Genomic DNA, 17,354 nt, shown 5'->3' on the forward strand with positions numbered 1-17,354 from the left:
CCAACGCAACAGGCCCCGCCCAATGGTCTATTGAAGTCGAGGCCCTGCATACGAGGGATTTCATCGCTGGCTGCTCCGTGAACGTGTAGTTGCAGCATGCGCGAATTCGGGTTCGCGAGTCCCTCAAATCAGATGGTGCGGATTCGAGCAATGCGAGAACCCGAATCAAGGGGCCGGCAACACACGAACTTCGAGTGGGTTCTTGCTTCTTATGAAGACGCAAGCAATCGATAACCCGTTGTGAGAACTCGACGCCCTGGATATCCCCTCGGCAAAGCTTCAATCTCCATTCCAAGTGAATCTCAAGACTTGAGGCCCACGACATACACGGCTCAGGAACAGCTAGGCCATTTCCGGCTTGCATCGTGACCAGAAGTAGCGGGGAGATCACCCACTTTTGGTCGTCCACGGCGCACCTCCCTTCTAGGAGGCGTCACCGTGGACGAACACACCTCACCCGCCAGCAACCATGCTGCGGGGCAGGCTGGCTCGACCAGCGGCAGTTTCGAGAGCCCGGAAGGGCTACGCGCCCTGCTGATCCGATTACATGAGTCCGGGACTGGGGCATGGCGGAATGATCGTGAAGCGGCTGAGCTGATGCGGTTCACAGCGGCGAGATACAAGCAGTTGGCGCGCAAATACGGACTCGATGCCTGGGCGGTCGCTTCGGCGGCATTCGAGGTGATGCTTGCACCATCAACACGGAACGCGGGAAACCCATGGGCGGTCGTCACTCACGCGGTGCGGATCACGTGTCTCGCCGAGACTCGGGCCGCGGGGATGCTGACCTCGATCAGCAAGGTGCGCCACACATCCAGGATCGCGGGCTTCCACGACGCGATCCGGTTCGCCGAGCGAGAGCACCTGACCGACTACCACCCAGCCTTCGCCGTCGATCCCGCGACCGACGAAGACGACGACTCCGAAAACGGTGACCGCGCCAAGGTCACCACGGCACTCTCGGACACCGTGGGATTGTTCCTCTCTGCGGGCTGGGATGTCGCGCTCGTCGTGGCGTGTGTTGAGCATGCCACGTACCGGCTGGCTGATCTGCCATCGCGTGCTCGCGCGGTCGAGGTGTTGCGCCGTGACCGCGCCACCCCTGAACTGCTGGGCATCCCACCAAGATCATGGACGGCACTGTTGCGGATCGTCCTTGGGAACCCTGATCGGAAGCACGCGGGCACCCCGACCGGCGAAGGCGTTCTGTTGCGGCTCCTCGACGGGGAACCTCTCGACTCGCTGCGCTGCGACACCGGCTTGCTGGCGGCGATCTGGGCCGCCAACCCGAACAAGTCGGATTCTCCCTGAGTCGCGACGGAGCGCGGGCGAGGCGTCGTACCTGTCAGTATGAGCACCTCAACCACCACCGCTGCCATCTCCACCACCGCGACAGGCGCTACCGTCGCACCTTCTGTGGGTTCAACGCTCGGCGCGCGTCTGGCTGCGGCCTCGCGACGCGCGCAAGGCCTCGATCCTGAGGTACGCGACCTTTCGGTACTCGTCGCACTGCACGGGCTCTGTGCGGCCCCCAGGCCAAAGGGTCTTCCTGTGATCGAGGAGCGTGACGGCCCCGCCCCCTGAACCGTCACGCCGGTCAAGCGTCGGGGCCATCCATGTTCTCCGTGCGCGGGTTATGCGCGCCAGACGAACTCGACCCGTCGTGCGAGCACTGCGGCGCGGTGAGCGTCGCGGCGATCATGGAACGCTTCGGTGCTCTCGTTGCGGCGCTTGGGCACAGCGGTCATCATGTCCGCCGGGTGCGCGTGCACGAGCACCGCTTGCAGGATCAGGCTCGTCGCCTGGTACTGCCACATGGGAGTGCGCCCCTCCCATTCCGCCGCAACCGTCGTAATGTCGATGCTCGGCCCGGCATGTTGCTCGGGCATCGTCGCCGCGTACTGGCGGCGCGTGGCGTCGATCCGTTCCGCGATTCTCGCGCGCTGTCGTACCCACATGGCCTTGTCGATTAGCCCGTCGTAGTAGTCGTCATCAAGCTGTGCCAAGCGTTCCCGATCCGCGTCGAGCGTCGCCGTCAGCCCAACCCGCGCAGCTAGACAGTTGTCGGAAGTTCGCCGGTTCTGAGGTTTGAGGGTGATCTGCTCGAACGTTGCGAGCACTGCTTCTTCCACGAGCCTCTCGATTTCAGCGGAGCGAATCGAACGAGTACACCCGCCCGGCGTCGGCTGTAAGCACTGATACACGCCGCCCCGATGAATCATCGACGTTCCACACAAAGAACAGCGGATCAGCCCCGAGAACGGATACATCCGCACAGCGGCACCGCTGCCCGGTTCATGGAAGTTCCGCGCCTTCTTCCGCGCGTCGAGCACATCGGAGACCTGCTGCCAGGTGTCCTCGTCCACCAGGCCAGGCCACGCCGCCTGCACCTGCATCCTCGACGTTCTCGCTCGGCTCCCGTCAGGGAGTACGGGCCGGTACTCGCGCACTCCTTTGTTGGAAGGGTTGCGCAGCACCATTTTGAGCGTCCGATCCGACCACATGCAGCCGTGAGTGGTGAGAATGCCGCGCTCGTTCCAGTCCTTCCGAATCCGATACAACGACTCACCGGCGAGCACCCGCTGGTACATCTCGACTACCAGCGGCCCCGTCACCGGATCAATCACGAGCGCGCCTGCCTCTGCCCGGTATCCGAACGGCACCCGGCCACCGTGCCACGCACCATCGATTGCCTGCTGCTTCGCCGCCCGAGCCACACGCCTGGCGGTGTCAGCGGATGACTTGTTCGCCATCGCGACCAGCACCCTGGCCATCGCCACATCAGAGTCCGTATCCAAACGGAGCGAGCCGGTCACGGAGCGGGCGGTGAACCCGCCGAGCACCTTCGCGTCGATGAGGTCTTCCAAGTCGCGCGGGTCGCGCACCGCTCGATCCAGGTCGTAGGCGATCATCACCTGCGCATCACCAGAGTCGAGGTGCGTCAGCATGGCGCGAAACTGCGGGCGGATCACTCGCCGCACCCGCTCGCCAGACGGCAACGTGATCGTGCGCTGCTTGAACGCCGACGTGTCATTCTCCCGGAACACCGCCGCGACTTCCCAGCCGTGGGCAGCGGCGTAGGCGCGACAGTCGGCCTCCTGCCGATCCACTCCGCGTTCGGTGCCCTCGGGGTCGTCACTGATCCTGACGTACACCACCGCCCGCAACGGCTCGACGCTCTGCTGTTCGTGGCCCATGCTTTGGCCCACCTTCCTACTCTTGTGAGAGGTAGGTGTGTTTACAGAACCTCGGCTACGCCGTCACCTCCTACCGGGCGCAGGGGATCACGACCGACACCGCGCACGTGCTGGTTGACGCTGCCATGACACGGGAGAACCTGTACGTCGCCCTCACCCGCGGCCGCGAATCCAACATGGCCTATGTCGCGGTCGACAAGTTCGACGCCGCACACGAGGGGCCGCATCCTGGCGACCACACCGAAGCGACCGGCCGCAGCGTCCTATTCGGAGTCCTCCAACACGTCGGCGCCGAGCTGTCCGCACACGAGACCATCACCGCCGAGCAAGACACCTGGGGATCGATCGCCCAGCTCGCCGCCGAGTACGAGACCATCGCCGCAGCCGCCCAACACGACCGCTGGGTCGCCCTCGTCCGGGCATGCGGGCTCAGCGACGACGCGATCGCCTCCGACGCCTTCGGGGCGCTCGCCGTCGAACTCCGACGCGCCGAGGCCAACCACCACGACATCGAGACCCTGTTGCCACGACTGGTCCGAGCGCGCTGGTTCGTCGACGCCGACGACATCGCCACCGTCCTCCACCACCGCGTCGCCACAGCCACCGCCCGCCCCGCCGGCTCCGGCCGCGCCCGCAAGGCCCCGCGTCTCATCGTCGGGCTCATCCCCGAAGCCGCCGGCACCATGACCGCCGACATGCGCAGGGCGCTCACCGAACGACGCGGCCTCATCGAAGCCCGCGCCGACGCGATTCTCGATCAAGCCTTCAACGACAGCGAGAGCTGGACGACCGCTCTGGGCACGCCGCCCAAGGATGAGCGCGCCGCCGCGACCTGGCGGCACCACGCCCGAACCGTGGCCGCCTACCGCGACCACTACAACATCACAGCGACCACCGCTCTCGGCGCCCCGGCTGAGAGCACCGCGCAGAAGATCGACGCCGCGCACGCCAGGACCGCGCTCGACAGGGCACGCAAGTCGTCCCACGACCGCGAGATACCGCCGGATCGCCCCGCAGGACGAGAGACGGTGGGCCGCGTGCTCTGAACAGACCACCAGCATGGCCAGCGCCCGCACAGGCCACTACGTCAGAGACGTCGTAGAGTCGGCCGAGTCGATCGTAGCCACTAGTGTCCTGTACGACTTACCCAAGCAGTCGTCCGCCTCGAGCACCCGTCCAATAGGGTAGACCACGACACGCCCGTACGAGCAGGAGCACCCCTTTGGCCCGCGCAATCCACCCGTTCCCGGCACGCATGGCGCCCGAAGTGGCGCTCGCGGTCGTTGGGGGGTCGGCGCGCCCGATGCGGGTCCTGGATCCGATGTGTGGGTCTGGAACCGTGCTCAGCCTCGGTGTCCACCACGGGCACCAGGTCACAGGCTATGACCTTGACCCACTCGCCGTCCTTATGGCTCGCGTTGCTACTCAACCGGTCGACACCGATGCATTGGGCGGCCTTGCCAACGAGTGTCTGACGACGGCACGGCGCGCCCGCTCCACGGATGTTCGATGGTCCGACGACGAAACCCGGGAGTTCGCGCGCTACTGGTTTGGGGACTCACAGCGGACTCAGCTTGTTCGCTTGTCGCGCGCGGTGAACGATCTCGATGCCAGCCCGGAGCGTGACGCGCTCCAGGTCGGGCTCAGTAGGTTGGTCGTTACCAAGTCGCCCCGAGCGTCGTTGGCTGCGGACACCGCGCACAGCCGGCCGCATCGGGTCCTCGATGAGTCCGAGTACGACGTCTATGAAGGCTTCCGAGCTTCGGTTGCGGCAATGACATCAACGCTGGATGCCCGGGAGCTTGTGGGCAGGGCCAGCATCAGGCGCGGCGATGCTCGCGACAGGACACTCTTCGCCTCGACCAGTTTCGACTTGGTCGTGACGTCCCCTCCGTACCTCAACGCTATTGACTACCTGCGCGGCCACCGAATGGCGCTGATCTGGCTTGGTCACACGTTGTCGGAGCTCCGGAGTATTCGAGGCACGTCCATCGGAGCGGAGGCGGCGCGCCAGGGGGACCCGACTGAGGAACATGCCGACCTCGTTTCCAGGGTATTCAAGGACGCCCCGAAACATGACGAGCGCGTCCAGCGGCTTGTCCTCAGATATGCGCATGACATGCTTGAGCTGGCAGGGAACATCGGCCATTGTCTCGTTGTAGGCGGTCAGGTCGTTGTTGTCGTGGCCGACTCGGTGCTGAAGGGGAAACGCATCCCGACCGGCGAAATCGTCAGGACTGCACTTGCCGATAAGGGCCTGAAGGTCGAGTCGGTCCAGACTCGGGAGATTCCCGCGACGCTTCGCTATCTGCCAGTCTCTGGCGCGGGTGACCAACTCTCGAAGCGGATGAAGAGTGAATATGTCATCACCGCGACGAAGGCCGCACTGTGACGCCCGAGTCAACGACTTCTGTCCCGCTCCGGCCATACGCCCGCCTGCTGACGATGCTCGGCGAGCAACTGATCAAGAACGACCGCATTGCGCTGACGGAGTTGGTGAAGAACAGCTACGACGCCGATGCCACGAAGGTTGAGATCAGACTTGAGGGCTTCGGTCCCGATCTGGAGACGCTTCCAGGCTCCCACATCGCCGTGACTGACAACGGAACCGGCATGTCCGCGAACGTGGTGCGGGAGCACTGGTTGAACCCGGCTACGAACGTCAAGGCCGAAAAGAAGCGCAAGGGGGAATCCAGGACGGCTGGCGGCCGGGTGATCCAGGGCGAGAAGGGGATCGGCCGGTTTGCGATGTTCAAGCTGGGATCGTCAGTGGAACTGACAACTCGTTCCGAAAGCGAAAGCCTCGAAGTCTCTACGAAACTAGACATTGGCTTTCTTGACGACAGAGAAGGGCCGGACGACGAGCCCACCTTGACCTATCTGGACGAACTCCAGGCCTCAGTGACCGTTCGCCCACCGATCCGATTTACTGACGAATCGGAGATCGGCTCGCATGGAACCGAGTTGATCATTCGCTCACTTCGGAGCAGTTGGTCCTGGTCAAGTCTCGAGAATCTCCATCAGGATCTACTGCGCCTCAGGCCCCTTCGGCAACTCTTGACCGGGGATTCGGGGACCGATCAGCGCGAGTTCGTGATCGATTACTTCGTCAACGGTGAAAGGCCCTCATCGCTCAAGGACCCAGACGAGCTTCTTGAGAACATCGCTCAGCACGCGGTGCTCAAGGTGATCGGAGAGTACGACTCCGCGTCCAACTCCTTTACATTGACAGTGAACGAAGAAGATCGCACCGTTGAGTTGACCTCAGAAGAGATCCGCGGACTAGAGCTATACAGGCGCGTCTCGAAGGAACGGAAAGCCCACCAGTTCAAATGTGGCGATTTCGCGTTCGAGTTGATGGTTTTCGATCTTCGTCCAAGCGCGGAAGCGGGATACCAACTCAACCCGGTTGACAAGGATCTCATCAAGAACCATCGAATCTATCTGTACCGCGACGGCGTTCGTGTACTACCGTATGGCGATCCCGATGACGACTGGCTCCAACTAGATACTATCCGGGGAACTTTGGGGGCGAACCGGGTCTTGGGTAACGACCAGACGATCGGATTCGTGTATATCTCGCAAGAAGGGAATCCGGAACTTCGCGACAAGACCAACCGCGAGGGACTGATCGATTCAGGAGATGCGTACAGGGACTTTCTCCACCTATTGCAACTCCTCATCAATTACTTACGAAAGGGCGACTTCGGTCGCTATCTGCAGGAGTCGCGCAAGAGATCAGACGCAGACAAGAATCGGGCGATCGGAGCCATCGACAAGCGAATTGAGGCTGTACGAGCGTCGATCAAGGACCTACCGGCAGCGAAGCGAGCCCTCGATGAGTTCGTTGATTCCTACGCGGTCGAGCGCGACTTCATGAAGGCTCGGGTTGAGCAGTCCGAGGATCTTGCTGGAGTCGGCCTGTCAGTCGAAACAGCCTCGCATGACGTGATCGCCGCGTCCAACCAGGCATACGCGGATGGAGTCCGCTTGGTCCAGCAGTTGAGCGCTGAACTGGGGCTTGGACATGAGATTACGATCCGAGCGAAAGCCTTGTCCGAGACGCTGTCTTTCATCGTCGCGCGGCTGCAGGATGTGCAAGGACTTTTCGTTTCTAGCAGGAGGCGCGCTAAATCGCTGGACGCTGCGCAGTACGTCCGAAAGATTCGTTCGATCTATTCGCGCACGCTCGCTGAAGCAGGAATTGAATTCGAGATCGTCGGGGACGAACGTCTCAATTTTGTCGCCCACGAGCCGACTTTGCTACAAGTCTTCCTTAACTTGACGGATAACGCCGTGTACTGGTTGAGGGTTGGCGAGGTGGAGAAACCCCGGATCACGGTCACGATCCACGCTGCGGAAGGAGAAGTTGTCTTCACGGACAATGGTCCCGGTGTCGCTGTGCTGGACCTGCCATACATCTTTGAGCCGTTCTTCTCCGCAAAAGGCGATGAGGGTCGCGGCCTTGGTCTCTACATCTCTCGCCAGGTCGCTGCTCGCGATGGCCTTGAACTTGGCGTCCTGGAAGTCGCCGAGGCTGACCCCCGAGGACGCATCCCCGCCACATTTCGGCTGAGGGCTTCCAAATGACGATGACTGCTCTTGATGTGGTCCGAGGCGCCGCGGTCGTGATCGACGATCGGATCGGCCAGGAAACCGACATCGATGACTTGCTAAAGCAACTCGATGATGAGGCAGTCCCCACGGTGAAGCTCAAGAAGCTTCCGCCTACCGATGCGCTGGTTCATTGGAGACAGTTCGCCCTTATCGTCATGGATTGGGCGCTAACTGATGTCGATGACGACCCCGAGATCGAGATCCCCCGCGGAGTGCAGGTTCCGTCAACCCTGTCCCAGGAGGTTGTTGGCCGCAACATCAACTTCATTGGTGCACTCCTCGAACAGACCGCGTTACCAGTTTTCATCGCTACCAACGAGGCGCTTGATGAGGTGAGCACCGCCCTGCGTGACGCCTTCGAGGCGACGACCCCGACCTACGCGGAGCGGGTGCATGTCTTCAGCAAGAGCGAACTCAAGCCGAATCTCTTCGAGACAATCGGCAGATGGATCTCATCCCGGCCGGCACTTCAGATTCTCAACGCTTGGCGCAGGGCGTATGTTGCGGCCGAGATCGATGTGTTCCACCAGTTCTCGCGCGCGCAGCATGACTGGGTTGCTTCAGTTCAGAGAGCGGCGAAGGCGGATGAGACTGAGATCCCGGTCATGCTCCGTGACTTAATCGCGGCGAATGTCCTGAATCGGATTGGTCCGCTCGAAGTCGCTCTTGGAGATGTCGTTCTGGACGGCGCCCTCGATGATGCAACTGCACTTCGCCGCGTGCTGCACTACGGCGCCGTTGTGCCCGACAGTTCCTTGGCTCCTGCTGAGGTGAGCACTGGTGATTTGTTCGTACCCCAGGGAGCATCGGAGCCTTTTCGGGAGATCAGTATTCTTCTTACCCCTGAGTGTGATCTTACTTTGCGCGATGACAAGTGGCGGTTCACAACGTTGACAGCTATCCGCAATCCGCGCGAGTCGAAGCTATCGAAGAATCGAGTGGCAGAGGCGTGGAAGTTGTCGAGATCACGAGAGTGGTTCCTGACTGTGAACCTCTTGACTGAGGACTGCGCCGAGTACGATATCGCTGTGAATGAGTGGTCATCCGAGACCGTTGTGCCGACGAGGACGGATGACGATTTCGTCATTTGGCCCGGGCGCACACGAATTGGCCGGCTGCTCCCACCTTACTCAACCTTCCTCCAGCAGAGCTTCGCTTCCGTTGCTATCCGCAAGGGGATGCCTAGGCTGCCTGCCGACTTGTATGACCCGGCGGTCACCGTGACGCAGACGAGGGACACGTCGGCGGCGGACGCCGAGTAGGTCTGCCGGTCGTCTGCTCCGCGCGATATGGCCCGGGACTTTCCGGTGCCTCGTTGCTGCGGATGTCGTGCTGGGGCGTAGTGGTCTGGCGCACGGACGCTCGGGCCTTCCAAGTGTCGCTGCTCAGTCGTAGGCTGGTACACGAGGCAGCATTCTCCTCCACAATGGCGCCCTCACGGGCAGGCCGGATTCGGCCACTCTCTGACGCACTGTCTCGCTTCAACATTCGTGTGATGAGAGGAAAGTCCATGTTCCGACTGCTCTGGGCCGCCAGCGGCCACACCCGCTACTACCAGCGGCGCTACATGCCCACCAACGTCGTCCTCGACGCGATCCGTACCCGCCGCGGGTTGAAGTGGGGCGTGCCCACCATGTTGCTTGCCATCCCGTACCTGCTCGCCGCGAGCATCTGCACCAGCCTGATCGCAGACGGCGGCCCGGGCTGGCTCAGTCTGCTCGTGCTCCTGTTTGTGTGGAACTCACTCAAGTTCATCATCATGGGACCGATCAGCCTCGCGCACCTGACTCGTGCGCGCGTCCGCGAGGCCGTCGCAAGGCGCCGCGCGCCGATCATGCCGATGAGTCGGCCGAGGTCGGCGAGTTGATGATCGGTGCCTCGCGATAGCAGCCAGCGCCTTCGACGGGCGTGCGGTCACCGCGCCGGCGACGCCGAGCGACTGCGCACCGTCCCTGCCGAGACATCGGATTGCGCACCGATCCGAGCCAATGACCAGCCACGATCCCGCAACGCGAACGCTTCCTCCTTCTGTGCGAGCGACAGACTGCGCCGTCGCATCGGGACGCCACGCCGATGCAGGTGCGCGCTCACAGTGCGGCGCTCGATGCCGAACTCGCCGGCCAGCTCGTACACGCTCTGACCGCTCAGGTAGCCGTTCACCAGCGCATCGACCGAGGCTGCGTCGAGCCGCTTCTGCGTCTGCCGAGTGCCCGCAACCGGGCCGGATGCGACAGATCCTGGCCCCTGCTCGGCCACCGAGGTTCCTGTGGACAGGCCGCTGATCAGGGACTTTGCCACCGGGGGCAGGGTTGGAACGTACTCTCGAGACTTCCACGGAAAGACCCTCTGACCTGAGCTCTCAGGTCAGAGGGTCTTCGTCGTCTCGGGCCATCCCCCAGCCCCCAGATACCGGCCACGCCCTTCGGCCCTGTCGACGCAGGCTGCGGAGCTCCGTTGGTGGGGTGGATCGGATCGTCAATGACGATCCGATCCACCCCAGCGACGGAGCCAGGGCGGGGGCGCCGGCCAGCCGCCGTCGAGCGCTACGGCCGCCCGCCGCCCATCTGCCCGCCGCCGGGCGCGCCGCCGCCCATCTGGCCACCGCCCATCATCTGGTTCGTCAGCTCCGTCACCCGCTCGCCGTTGACGGTGATGGTCCCGCCGGTGAGGCTGCCCGTCCCGTCGTAGTCGAACGCGGACTGGGCGGTGATGTCGAGCGTGCCGCCCGTGATCGCGAGGTCACCGTTGCTGTCGATGGCGTCGGTGTCGCCCTGGCCCATGACGATGGTGAGGCTGCCACCGTTGATCGTGACGCTCAGCCCGGTCGTGACGATCGCCGAGGACGACGCGTTGATGCCGTCGTCGGAGACGTTGAGCGAGATGTCGCCGTCGTCGATCACGATGACCGGCGCCTCGATCCCCTCGACGGACGCCACGATGTCGATGGTCCCGCCGGCGATCCGGATCTGCTGCTCGGCCTTGATCGCGTCGTCGCCGGACGTGATGGTGAGGTCACCGCCGGTGATGGTGAGCTGTCCCGCGCCGAGGTCGGTGTCGTTGCTCGACTTCAGGCCGTCGCCCGCGGCGTCGATCGTGAGGGTGCCGCCCGCCACGGTGAGCGAGTCCTTGCCGCGGATGCCGTCGTCGACGCTCGTCACGGTGATCGTTCCCGCCGAGATCCACAGGTCGTCCTTGCCGACGATGCCGTCGGCGAAGCTCGCCGTGACCTCGAGCGACCCGGTCCCCGTGACGACCAGGTCGTCGGCGGAGTAGATCGCACCGTCGATCTCCTCGTCGGTGCGGGTGGCCGCGTCGGCGACGACGTTGGTCGTGCCGTCGGCCAGCTCGATCACCGTCGTCTCGGCGCTCGCGACCTCGATCGCGGCCCCGACGCCCGACGTGATCGTCGCGCCGTCGAGGACGATCCGGACGTAGCCGTCCGAGTCGACGGTCACCTGGCCGGTGGTCGTGCCGCTGAGGACGTACGTGCCGGCCTCGGTGATGGCGAGGCCGTCGTCCGTGAGCGTGACCTCGGTGGTCGGCAGCGTGGTCCAGTCGATGTCACCGCTCGGGTCGCTCGTGTCGGTGGCCGTGGTCGTCGTCGCGGCGGTGTCGGTCGTCTCCTCCGTCGCGTCCGCGGTCGCGGTCGTCTCGGACGACGCGGCCTCCGTCGACGCGGTCGTTCCGGCCTCGCTCGCGGCGCCGCCGGCCGCGGAGTCGGCGGCGGCGCACCCGGCCAGCAGCAGGGCGGGGGCTAGCAGTGCGGTGGCAATCAGGGTGGGGCGTCTCATCGTGGTGTCCTTCCTCGGCGCCTGTGGCCTCGTGTCGTGGGACCACTCCACCCCGGGGCTCTGTGAGCCTCCTGTGCCGCTCGTGTGCCACCTGCATGAGTCGGTCGCCGGGCCGAACCGGGATAATCGTCTCCGCGCTCGACCGGTCCGGCGGGCGCGCGAGACGGAGGACACCGGCATGTGGCTGCTCTACGCCTCGGGGGCCGCCGTGTTCGCCGGGCTCACCGCGATCCTCGCCAAGGCCGGCATCCGGCGCACCTCCTCCAACCTCGCCACGGCGATCCGCACCATCGTCGTCCTCGCGTGCGCCGTCGGCATGGTCGCCATCGTCGGCTCGGCCGGGACGCTGGGCGACCTGAGCGGCCGCACCCTCACCTTCCTCGTCCTGTCGGGCCTGGCGACGGGCGCGTCATGGCTCTGCTTCTTCCGCGCGCTCCAGCTCGGCGAGGTGACGCGCGTCGCCGTCGTCGACAAGTCGGGCATCGTCCTCACCGTCCTGTTCGCGATCACCCTGCTCGGCGAGACCGACCACCTCGCGTTCCGGCTCGTCGGCGTCGCGCTGATCGCCGCCGGGACGTGGCTGATGATCGAGCGGGCGGCGGCGCCGGCCCCGGTCGCGGCGGACGACGACGCCACCCGCCCCGCCGTGCCGACCCGCCCCCGACGGGCCTGGCTCGGGTACGCCGCCGGCTCGGCGGTCTTCGCCGCACTCACGGCGATCCTCGGCAAGGTCGGCATCGAGGACGTCGACTCCTCGCTCGGGACGGCCATCCGGACCGTCGTCGTGCTCGTCATGGTGTGGGTGGTGGTCGGGCTGACCGGCGAGGGCCGGCAGATCCGCGCCATTCCGCGGCGCGACCTGCTGTTCATCGCCCTGTCCGGCGCCGCGACCGGCGCGTCCTGGCTCTGCTACTGGCGGGCCATGCAGGAGGGCCCCGCGAGCCTTGTCGCACCGGTCGACCGGCTCAGCATCCTCGTCACCGCCGCGCTGGCGTGGCTGCTGTTCGGCGAGCGCCTGACGCGGCGCGCGCTGGCCGGCCTGGCCGTCGTGGTCGCGGGGACCCTCGTCATGCTCCTGTAGCGCGACCCTGTCGGCCTCGACGCGAGGGCCATCGCGTGCTGTCCCGGGACCCTCGGCAGGCTCGCGGGCCGCGCCCGTCCTCTACCGTTGGAGCCCAGGACCAGCGAAGGAGCGTCATGAACCACACCGACCTCGTCGCCCGCGCCCGCGACTGGGCCGCGCACGATCCCGACCCCCGCACCCGGGCCGAGCTGCTCGCGCTCGTCGCGCTCGCCGAGACCGGCGACACCGCCGGTGATGCCGACGACGCGACGAGCGCCATCGGCGGGGAGCGATCGGCGCAGGACGCCCTCGCCGAGCTGGCGTCGCGATTCAGCGGACCGCTGCAGTTCGGCACGGCCGGGCTGCGCGGCGCGGTCGCGGCCGGCGAGTCGCGGATGAACGTCGCCGTCGTCGTCCGCGCGACGGCGGGACTCGCGCGCTACCTGCTCGACACCGTCGGGCCGGGCGCCCGCGTCGTCATCGGCTGCGACGCGCGCCACGGGTCCAGCGAGTTCATGGACGCCGCGGCCGAGGTGCTCGCGGCGAGCGGTGCCGAGGTCCGCACGCTGCCGAAGCGACTCCCGACACCCGTCACCGCCTATGCCGTCCGCGCCCTCGACTGCGACGCGGGCGTCATGATCACCGCCTCGCACAACCCGCCGGCCGACAACGGCTACAAGGTCTACCTCGGCGGCCGCCTCACCGACGAGGACGGGCGCGGGGTCCAGATCGTCCCGCCGGCCGACGCCGACATCGCCGCCCGCATCGCGGCGGCACCGCCGGCCGACGAGGTCCCGCGCTCGCGCGAGGGCATCGTCCCGACCGGCGACGGCGTCGTGCGCGACTACGTCGCCCGCGCCGGGTCGCTGCGCGGACGGGGCGAGGACGCGGCAGCCGACTCGGGCGACTCGGGTGACTTCGGCGGCTCCGGCGTGCGGATCGTCCTCACGCCGATGCACGGTGTCGGCGGCGAGACGGCGGAGCGCGCGCTGCACGAGGCCGGCTTCCCCGACGTCCACCTCGTCCCCAAGCAGGCCGACCCGGATCCCAACTTCCCGACGGTCTCCTTCCCCAACCCGGAGGAGCCGGGCGCCATCGACCTGTCGATCGAGCTCGCCGAGGAGCTCGACGCGACCGTCGTCGTCGCGCTCGACCCGGACGCCGACCGCTGCTCCGTCGCGATCCCGCTGCGGGACGGCGGCTGGCGTCAGCTCACCGGCGACGAGATCGGCGCGATCCTCGGCGAGCAGGCGGCGGCCGACCCGGCCCGGTCGGGCGGCACGCTCGCCTGCTCGGTCGTCTCCAGCCGGCTGCTCGGGCGGATCGCAGCGGGGCACGGGCTCCGGAGCGCCGCCACGCTCACCGGGTTCAAGTGGATCGCCCGCACCCCGGACATCCGGTTCGGGTACGAGGAGGCGATCGGCTACTGCACCGACCCCGAGGCGGTGCACGACAAGGACGGCGTCACCGCGGCCGTCCGGGTGGCGACGCTCGCCGACGACCTCGCCGCACAGGGCAGGACGATCGAGGACCTGCTCGACGACCTCGCGCGCCGGCACGGCCTGTACGCGACGGCGCAGCTCAGCTTCCGGGTGGCCGACGTCTCGCTCATCGCCGACGGCATGGCGCGGCTGCGGGCGAACGGCATCGACTCGCTCGCGGGGTCGCCCGTCGTCGAGACGCGAGACCTGGCGCAGGGCAGCGCCGACCTGCCGCCGACGGACGGGCTGATGTACGTGACGGCGGCCGACGACCGGGTCATCGCGCGCCCCTCCGGCACCGAGCCGAAGCTCAAGTGCTACCTCGAGGTGGTGCTGCCGGTCGGTGATGACGGCGTGATCCCGCGAGCCGCGGCGGCCGAGCGGCTGACGCGGATCAAGGCGGACATGACGGCGGCGCTCGGGTTCTGACCCGGGCGGCCCCGTCCGGCGTCGGAGTGACGCCTCCGGCGACGGGACCGGAACGTCACCCCGACGGCCAGGGGCGACGACCCGACTGCGGGCGCACCGGCCCCGCGGACCTCAGACCGCGCGGCGGCGGGCCAGCACGGCGTTGAGGTCGATGCTCGGCACGTCGGTCGCCGACGTCTCCTCGACCTCGGCGACGACGACGCCGGCGTCGTCGGACGACGCGATCTCGACCGCGGACGGCTCGGCCGTCACCTCGGTCTCGCGGCGCGGCGCGGCGGCCTTGAGCGTGTAGGTCGGCACGGGGACGGGGACGGGCGTCCAGGTCCCGGCGGCGTCCGCCTCCGGAGCCTGCTCGGCCACGGCCTCGACGTCCTCGGCCACCGAGGCGACGTCGAGCGGCATCTCACCCGTGTCCCAGCGCAGGCCGGACCGGGCGTCGACGCCCTCCGGGGCCGCACCGGTCGCGGTGAGGTGCGCCCGGAGCTGCGACGGCGAGTAGGACGGGCCGGACGGCGTCGCGGCACGCGGCGCACGCAGGCTCTCGGGGACCTGCGACCACTCCGCCCGCTCCGCCTGCGCCGCGCGGACGCCAAGGTAGAGCGTCGCGCCGAGGACCACGGTCGGGAAGAGCGCGAGGTACCACTGGAAGCTCGCCACGGCAACGGCGACCCACGCGATCACGGTGACCCCGAGCACGACGAGCGTGAGGACGAGGCGCCGACGGGCGGCCGCGGCCTGCTCGGCACGTCGAGCCGCCAGGGCGGCCCGGACGGCGGCGACGCGGCGCGCCTCGGCGGCGGTGCGGCGCTCTGCCATGCCAGCGGGTCGGTTCACGGCCTGCTCCTCACGTCGTTCGGCGATCTGGTGTGGCGCGGACCGGATCGTCGACCGGACCAGTGCCTCGGTGGAGGCCCCGCCGCTCACCGGGGTCGACCTGCGTTCCACGACCCGCAGCCGCGTCGAGAACCGGTCGGGGACGCGCGCGTCCCCGACGGCCTGACGCCGCCGGACGAGTGCCGGAACGAGGTACCCCAGCAGCAGCGCGGCCACCGCCGCGACGACGAAGCCGGCGGGACTCACGCTCACACCGACGACGGTAGGGCGCGGGTGCGAGGCGTCACCGCAGGTGGCCGGGCGTGTCGCCCGATTGGCCCGGCGGCGACGGGGACGGAGCCGGCCGGTCCAGCGTCGATCTTCCGCCGATCTCACGTCGGCCGGGGCGGCCCGGGAGCGCCGAGAGCGACCTCCGGGGGACTCTCACGACCCGGGGATCTCCCTCGGCTCGGGGGCCGCGGGGACTGCGGCTGCGGCTGCGGCTGCGGCTGCGGCTGCGGCCAGGTTGGCCTCGAGCCGCTCGACCATCGTGCCGGTGACCTCCTCGGCCGTGATGGCGAAGGTCCGGTGGTCGGCCCAGTGCCCCTGGATGTGCAGGTAGGCCTTGCGCACGCCCTCGTCGCGCAGCCCGAGCTTCGCCACGACCCGCAGGCTCGCCGCGTTCTCCGGGCGGATGTTGATCTCGACGCGGTGCAGGCCGAGCGTGCCGAAGCAGTCGTCGACGGCGAGCGCGACCGCCCGCGGCGTGATCCCCCGGCCCGCGACGTCCCGCGAGATCCAGTACCCGATCGCGGCCGAGCTGAGCGATCCGCGGGTGATGCCGGTGACGGTGACCTGCCCGACCAGCCGCCCCTCCAGCCAGACCGCCCACGGTCGCGACTGCCCGGCCCGCGCCGCGCGGTTGCTCTCGCGGATCCACTGGCCGAAGGTCATGGCCGGTCGGCCCTCGGTGGGCGGGACGGTCGCCTCCCACGGCTGCAACCACGCGGCGTTGCGACGGCGCAGCTCGTTCCACTCCCGGAAGTCACGGCGGCGCAGGGGCCTCAGCTCGAGGCGCCCGTCCGTGATGCGCGTTGGCCACATTGCCCCGAGGGTAGTGCGCGAGGACCGGGACACGCTCGGCACGCCCGGGCCAGCCGCCGCGCGGGTGTGACACAGTGGAGGGGTGACAGGCAGCGACGCCGACGCGGCCCCGGCAGCGGGCCCCCCGGCCCCAGCACGCGGACCGCTCATCGACGACCTGGACGAGCTCGAGGATCTCAAGGACGAGCTGCGACGCGCGGCCCGGAAGAGGCGCAGCGGCCGCGACGCCCGCTTCCGCGAGGAGGCGGCCGAACGCATCGCGCTCCAGGTCGCCGAGCTGGTCGACGAGCTCGAGCTGGGTCCGGGCGACACCGTCGCCGCGTACGTCTCCCGCCCGGTCGAGCCGGGCACCCTCCCGACGCTGGAGCTGCTGCGCGAGCGCTCGCTGCGCGTGCTCGTGCCCGTGCTCGGCCAGGCGCTGACGCGGGACTGGGGCGAGTTCACCGGCGTCGGCGACCTCGACCATCGGGCTCCCGGCCGGCCGATGGAGCCGCCGGAGGCTGCCGGTGACTGCTCGCTGCTGCGCGAGGCGCGACTCGTGCTCGTGCCGGCGCTGCGGATCGACGAGGCGGGCTACCGCCTCGGCCAGGGCGGCGGCTGGTACGACCGCGCGCTCCAGCACGCGCGCGACGTCTCCGCGATCGTCGGGATCGTGTACGACGACGAGGTCGCCGACACCCCGCTCCCCCGCGGCGATCACGACCTGCCCGTCGGCAGCGTCCTGACGCCGACGCGACGGTGGCGCATCGGCGCCTGAGGCGCGCGGCCGCTCGGGCGTGAGCCGGCGCTGGCGCGAACCGGAGCTGGTACGGCCCCCGACCTCTCATGTCTGCCCTCCGGGCCGCGGCAGGTCGCCACG

Annotated in this window: 14 protein-coding genes; 9 read left to right on the forward strand and 5 right to left on the reverse strand. The window is 67.6% G+C overall.

What is annotated here, in order from left to right:
- Positions 1-438 precede the first annotated feature (438 nt).
- On the forward strand, positions 439-1,311 hold the full coding sequence (locus EDD28_RS02415; protein ID WP_123738166.1) for an exopolyphosphatase: 873 nt from the start codon (positions 439-441) through the stop codon (positions 1,309-1,311).
- Positions 1,312-1,634: 323 nt separating this feature from the next.
- Here the strand turns inward: EDD28_RS02415 and EDD28_RS02425 are convergent, their stop codons facing one another.
- Positions 1,635-3,197 carry a recombinase family protein gene (locus EDD28_RS02425; protein ID WP_123738168.1) on the reverse strand — a complete coding sequence of 521 codons (1,563 nt, stop codon included), beginning with the start codon at positions 3,195-3,197 and terminating at the stop codon, positions 1,635-1,637.
- Positions 3,198-3,232: 35 nt separating this feature from the next.
- Here EDD28_RS02425 and EDD28_RS02430 point away from each other — a divergent pair, with 35 nt between their 5' ends.
- The 5 genes from EDD28_RS02430 to EDD28_RS02450 all read left to right on the forward strand — a co-directional run bounded on the left by EDD28_RS02430 (position 3,233) and on the right by EDD28_RS02450 (position 9,681).
- Positions 3,233-4,243 (forward strand): helicase C-terminal domain-containing protein, encoded by a 1,011-nt coding sequence (locus EDD28_RS02430; protein WP_211339095.1) that lies wholly within the window; start codon positions 3,233-3,235, stop codon positions 4,241-4,243.
- 176 nt (positions 4,244-4,419) lie between these two features.
- The gene (locus EDD28_RS02435) at positions 4,420-5,589 is read left to right on the forward strand and encodes a TRM11 family methyltransferase (RefSeq protein WP_123738169.1); all 1,170 of its coding nucleotides are present in this window, start codon (positions 4,420-4,422) and stop codon (positions 5,587-5,589) included.
- Positions 5,586-7,787, forward strand: a complete 2,202-nt coding sequence (locus EDD28_RS02440; protein WP_123738170.1) for an ATP-binding protein — start codon at positions 5,586-5,588, stop codon at positions 7,785-7,787. The genes EDD28_RS02435 and EDD28_RS02440 overlap by 4 nt, the downstream gene beginning before the upstream one ends.
- Positions 7,784-9,076, forward strand: a complete 1,293-nt coding sequence (locus tag EDD28_RS02445; protein WP_123738171.1) for a hypothetical protein — start codon at positions 7,784-7,786, stop codon at positions 9,074-9,076. Before EDD28_RS02440 ends, EDD28_RS02445 begins: the two co-directional genes overlap by 4 nt.
- Positions 9,077-9,324: 248 nt before the next feature.
- Complete coding sequence (locus EDD28_RS02450; RefSeq protein WP_123738172.1) at positions 9,325-9,681, forward strand: sulfate permease; 357 nt, start codon at positions 9,325-9,327, stop codon at positions 9,679-9,681.
- A gap of 47 nt (positions 9,682-9,728) precedes the next feature.
- On the opposite strand, the gene EDD28_RS02455 is transcribed toward EDD28_RS02450, so the two are convergent.
- On the reverse strand, positions 9,729-10,112 hold the full coding sequence (locus tag EDD28_RS02455) for a helix-turn-helix domain containing protein (protein WP_148059522.1): 384 nt from the start codon (positions 10,110-10,112) through the stop codon (positions 9,729-9,731).
- A gap of 245 nt (positions 10,113-10,357) precedes the next feature.
- Positions 10,358-11,605 carry a carbohydrate-binding domain-containing protein gene (locus EDD28_RS02460; protein WP_123738174.1) on the reverse strand — a complete coding sequence of 416 codons (1,248 nt, stop codon included), beginning with the start codon at positions 11,603-11,605 and terminating at the stop codon, positions 10,358-10,360.
- A gap of 178 nt (positions 11,606-11,783) precedes the next feature.
- On the opposite strand from EDD28_RS02460, the gene EDD28_RS17815 reads away from it, so the two are divergent.
- Together EDD28_RS17815 and EDD28_RS02470 are read left to right on the forward strand one after the other, a co-directional pair.
- Positions 11,784-12,686 (forward strand): EamA family transporter, encoded by a 903-nt coding sequence (locus EDD28_RS17815; protein WP_123738175.1) that lies wholly within the window; start codon positions 11,784-11,786, stop codon positions 12,684-12,686.
- Between the two features lie 116 nt (positions 12,687-12,802).
- Positions 12,803-14,578, forward strand: a complete 1,776-nt coding sequence (locus EDD28_RS02470) for a phospho-sugar mutase (protein ID WP_123738176.1) — start codon at positions 12,803-12,805, stop codon at positions 14,576-14,578.
- A gap of 111 nt (positions 14,579-14,689) precedes the next feature.
- Here EDD28_RS02470 and EDD28_RS02475 read toward each other — a convergent pair whose 3' ends face one another.
- Positions 14,690-15,664, reverse strand: a complete 975-nt coding sequence (locus EDD28_RS02475) for a hypothetical protein (protein ID WP_123738177.1) — start codon at positions 15,662-15,664, stop codon at positions 14,690-14,692.
- A gap of 171 nt (positions 15,665-15,835) precedes the next feature.
- The gene (locus EDD28_RS02480; protein WP_123738178.1) at positions 15,836-16,495 is read right to left on the reverse strand and encodes a GNAT family N-acetyltransferase; all 660 of its coding nucleotides are present in this window, start codon (positions 16,493-16,495) and stop codon (positions 15,836-15,838) included.
- A gap of 82 nt (positions 16,496-16,577) precedes the next feature.
- Here EDD28_RS02480 and EDD28_RS02485 point away from each other — a divergent pair, with 82 nt between their 5' ends.
- A complete protein-coding gene (locus EDD28_RS02485; protein WP_245967887.1) occupies positions 16,578-17,252 on the forward strand; it encodes a 5-formyltetrahydrofolate cyclo-ligase in 675 nt (224 codons plus the stop codon).
- Positions 17,253-17,354: the final 102 nt, after the last annotated feature.

Origin of the sequence: Salana multivorans, from assembly GCF_003751805.1 — a bacterium.
GTDB lineage: Bacteria > Actinomycetota > Actinomycetes > Actinomycetales > Beutenbergiaceae > Salana > Salana multivorans.

Bases quoted from the DNA above. Each gene is read 5' to 3' on its own strand.
- EDD28_RS02425 (WP_123738168.1), bottom strand. From the start codon at position 3,197: ATGGGCCACGAACAGCAGAGCGTCGAGCCGTTGCGGGCGGTGGTGTAC.
- EDD28_RS02445 (WP_123738171.1), top strand. From the start codon at position 7,784: ATGACGATGACTGCTCTTGATGTGGTCCGAGGCGCCGCGGTCGTGATC.
- EDD28_RS02450 (WP_123738172.1), top strand. From the start codon at position 9,325: ATGTTCCGACTGCTCTGGGCCGCCAGCGGCCACACCCGCTACTACCAG.
- EDD28_RS02460 (WP_123738174.1), bottom strand. From the start codon at position 11,605: ATGAGACGCCCCACCCTGATTGCCACCGCACTGCTAGCCCCCGCCCTG.
- EDD28_RS17815 (WP_123738175.1), top strand. From the start codon at position 11,784: ATGTGGCTGCTCTACGCCTCGGGGGCCGCCGTGTTCGCCGGGCTCACC.
- EDD28_RS02470 (WP_123738176.1), top strand. From the start codon at position 12,803: ATGAACCACACCGACCTCGTCGCCCGCGCCCGCGACTGGGCCGCGCAC.
- EDD28_RS02480 (WP_123738178.1), bottom strand. From the start codon at position 16,495: ATGTGGCCAACGCGCATCACGGACGGGCGCCTCGAGCTGAGGCCCCTG.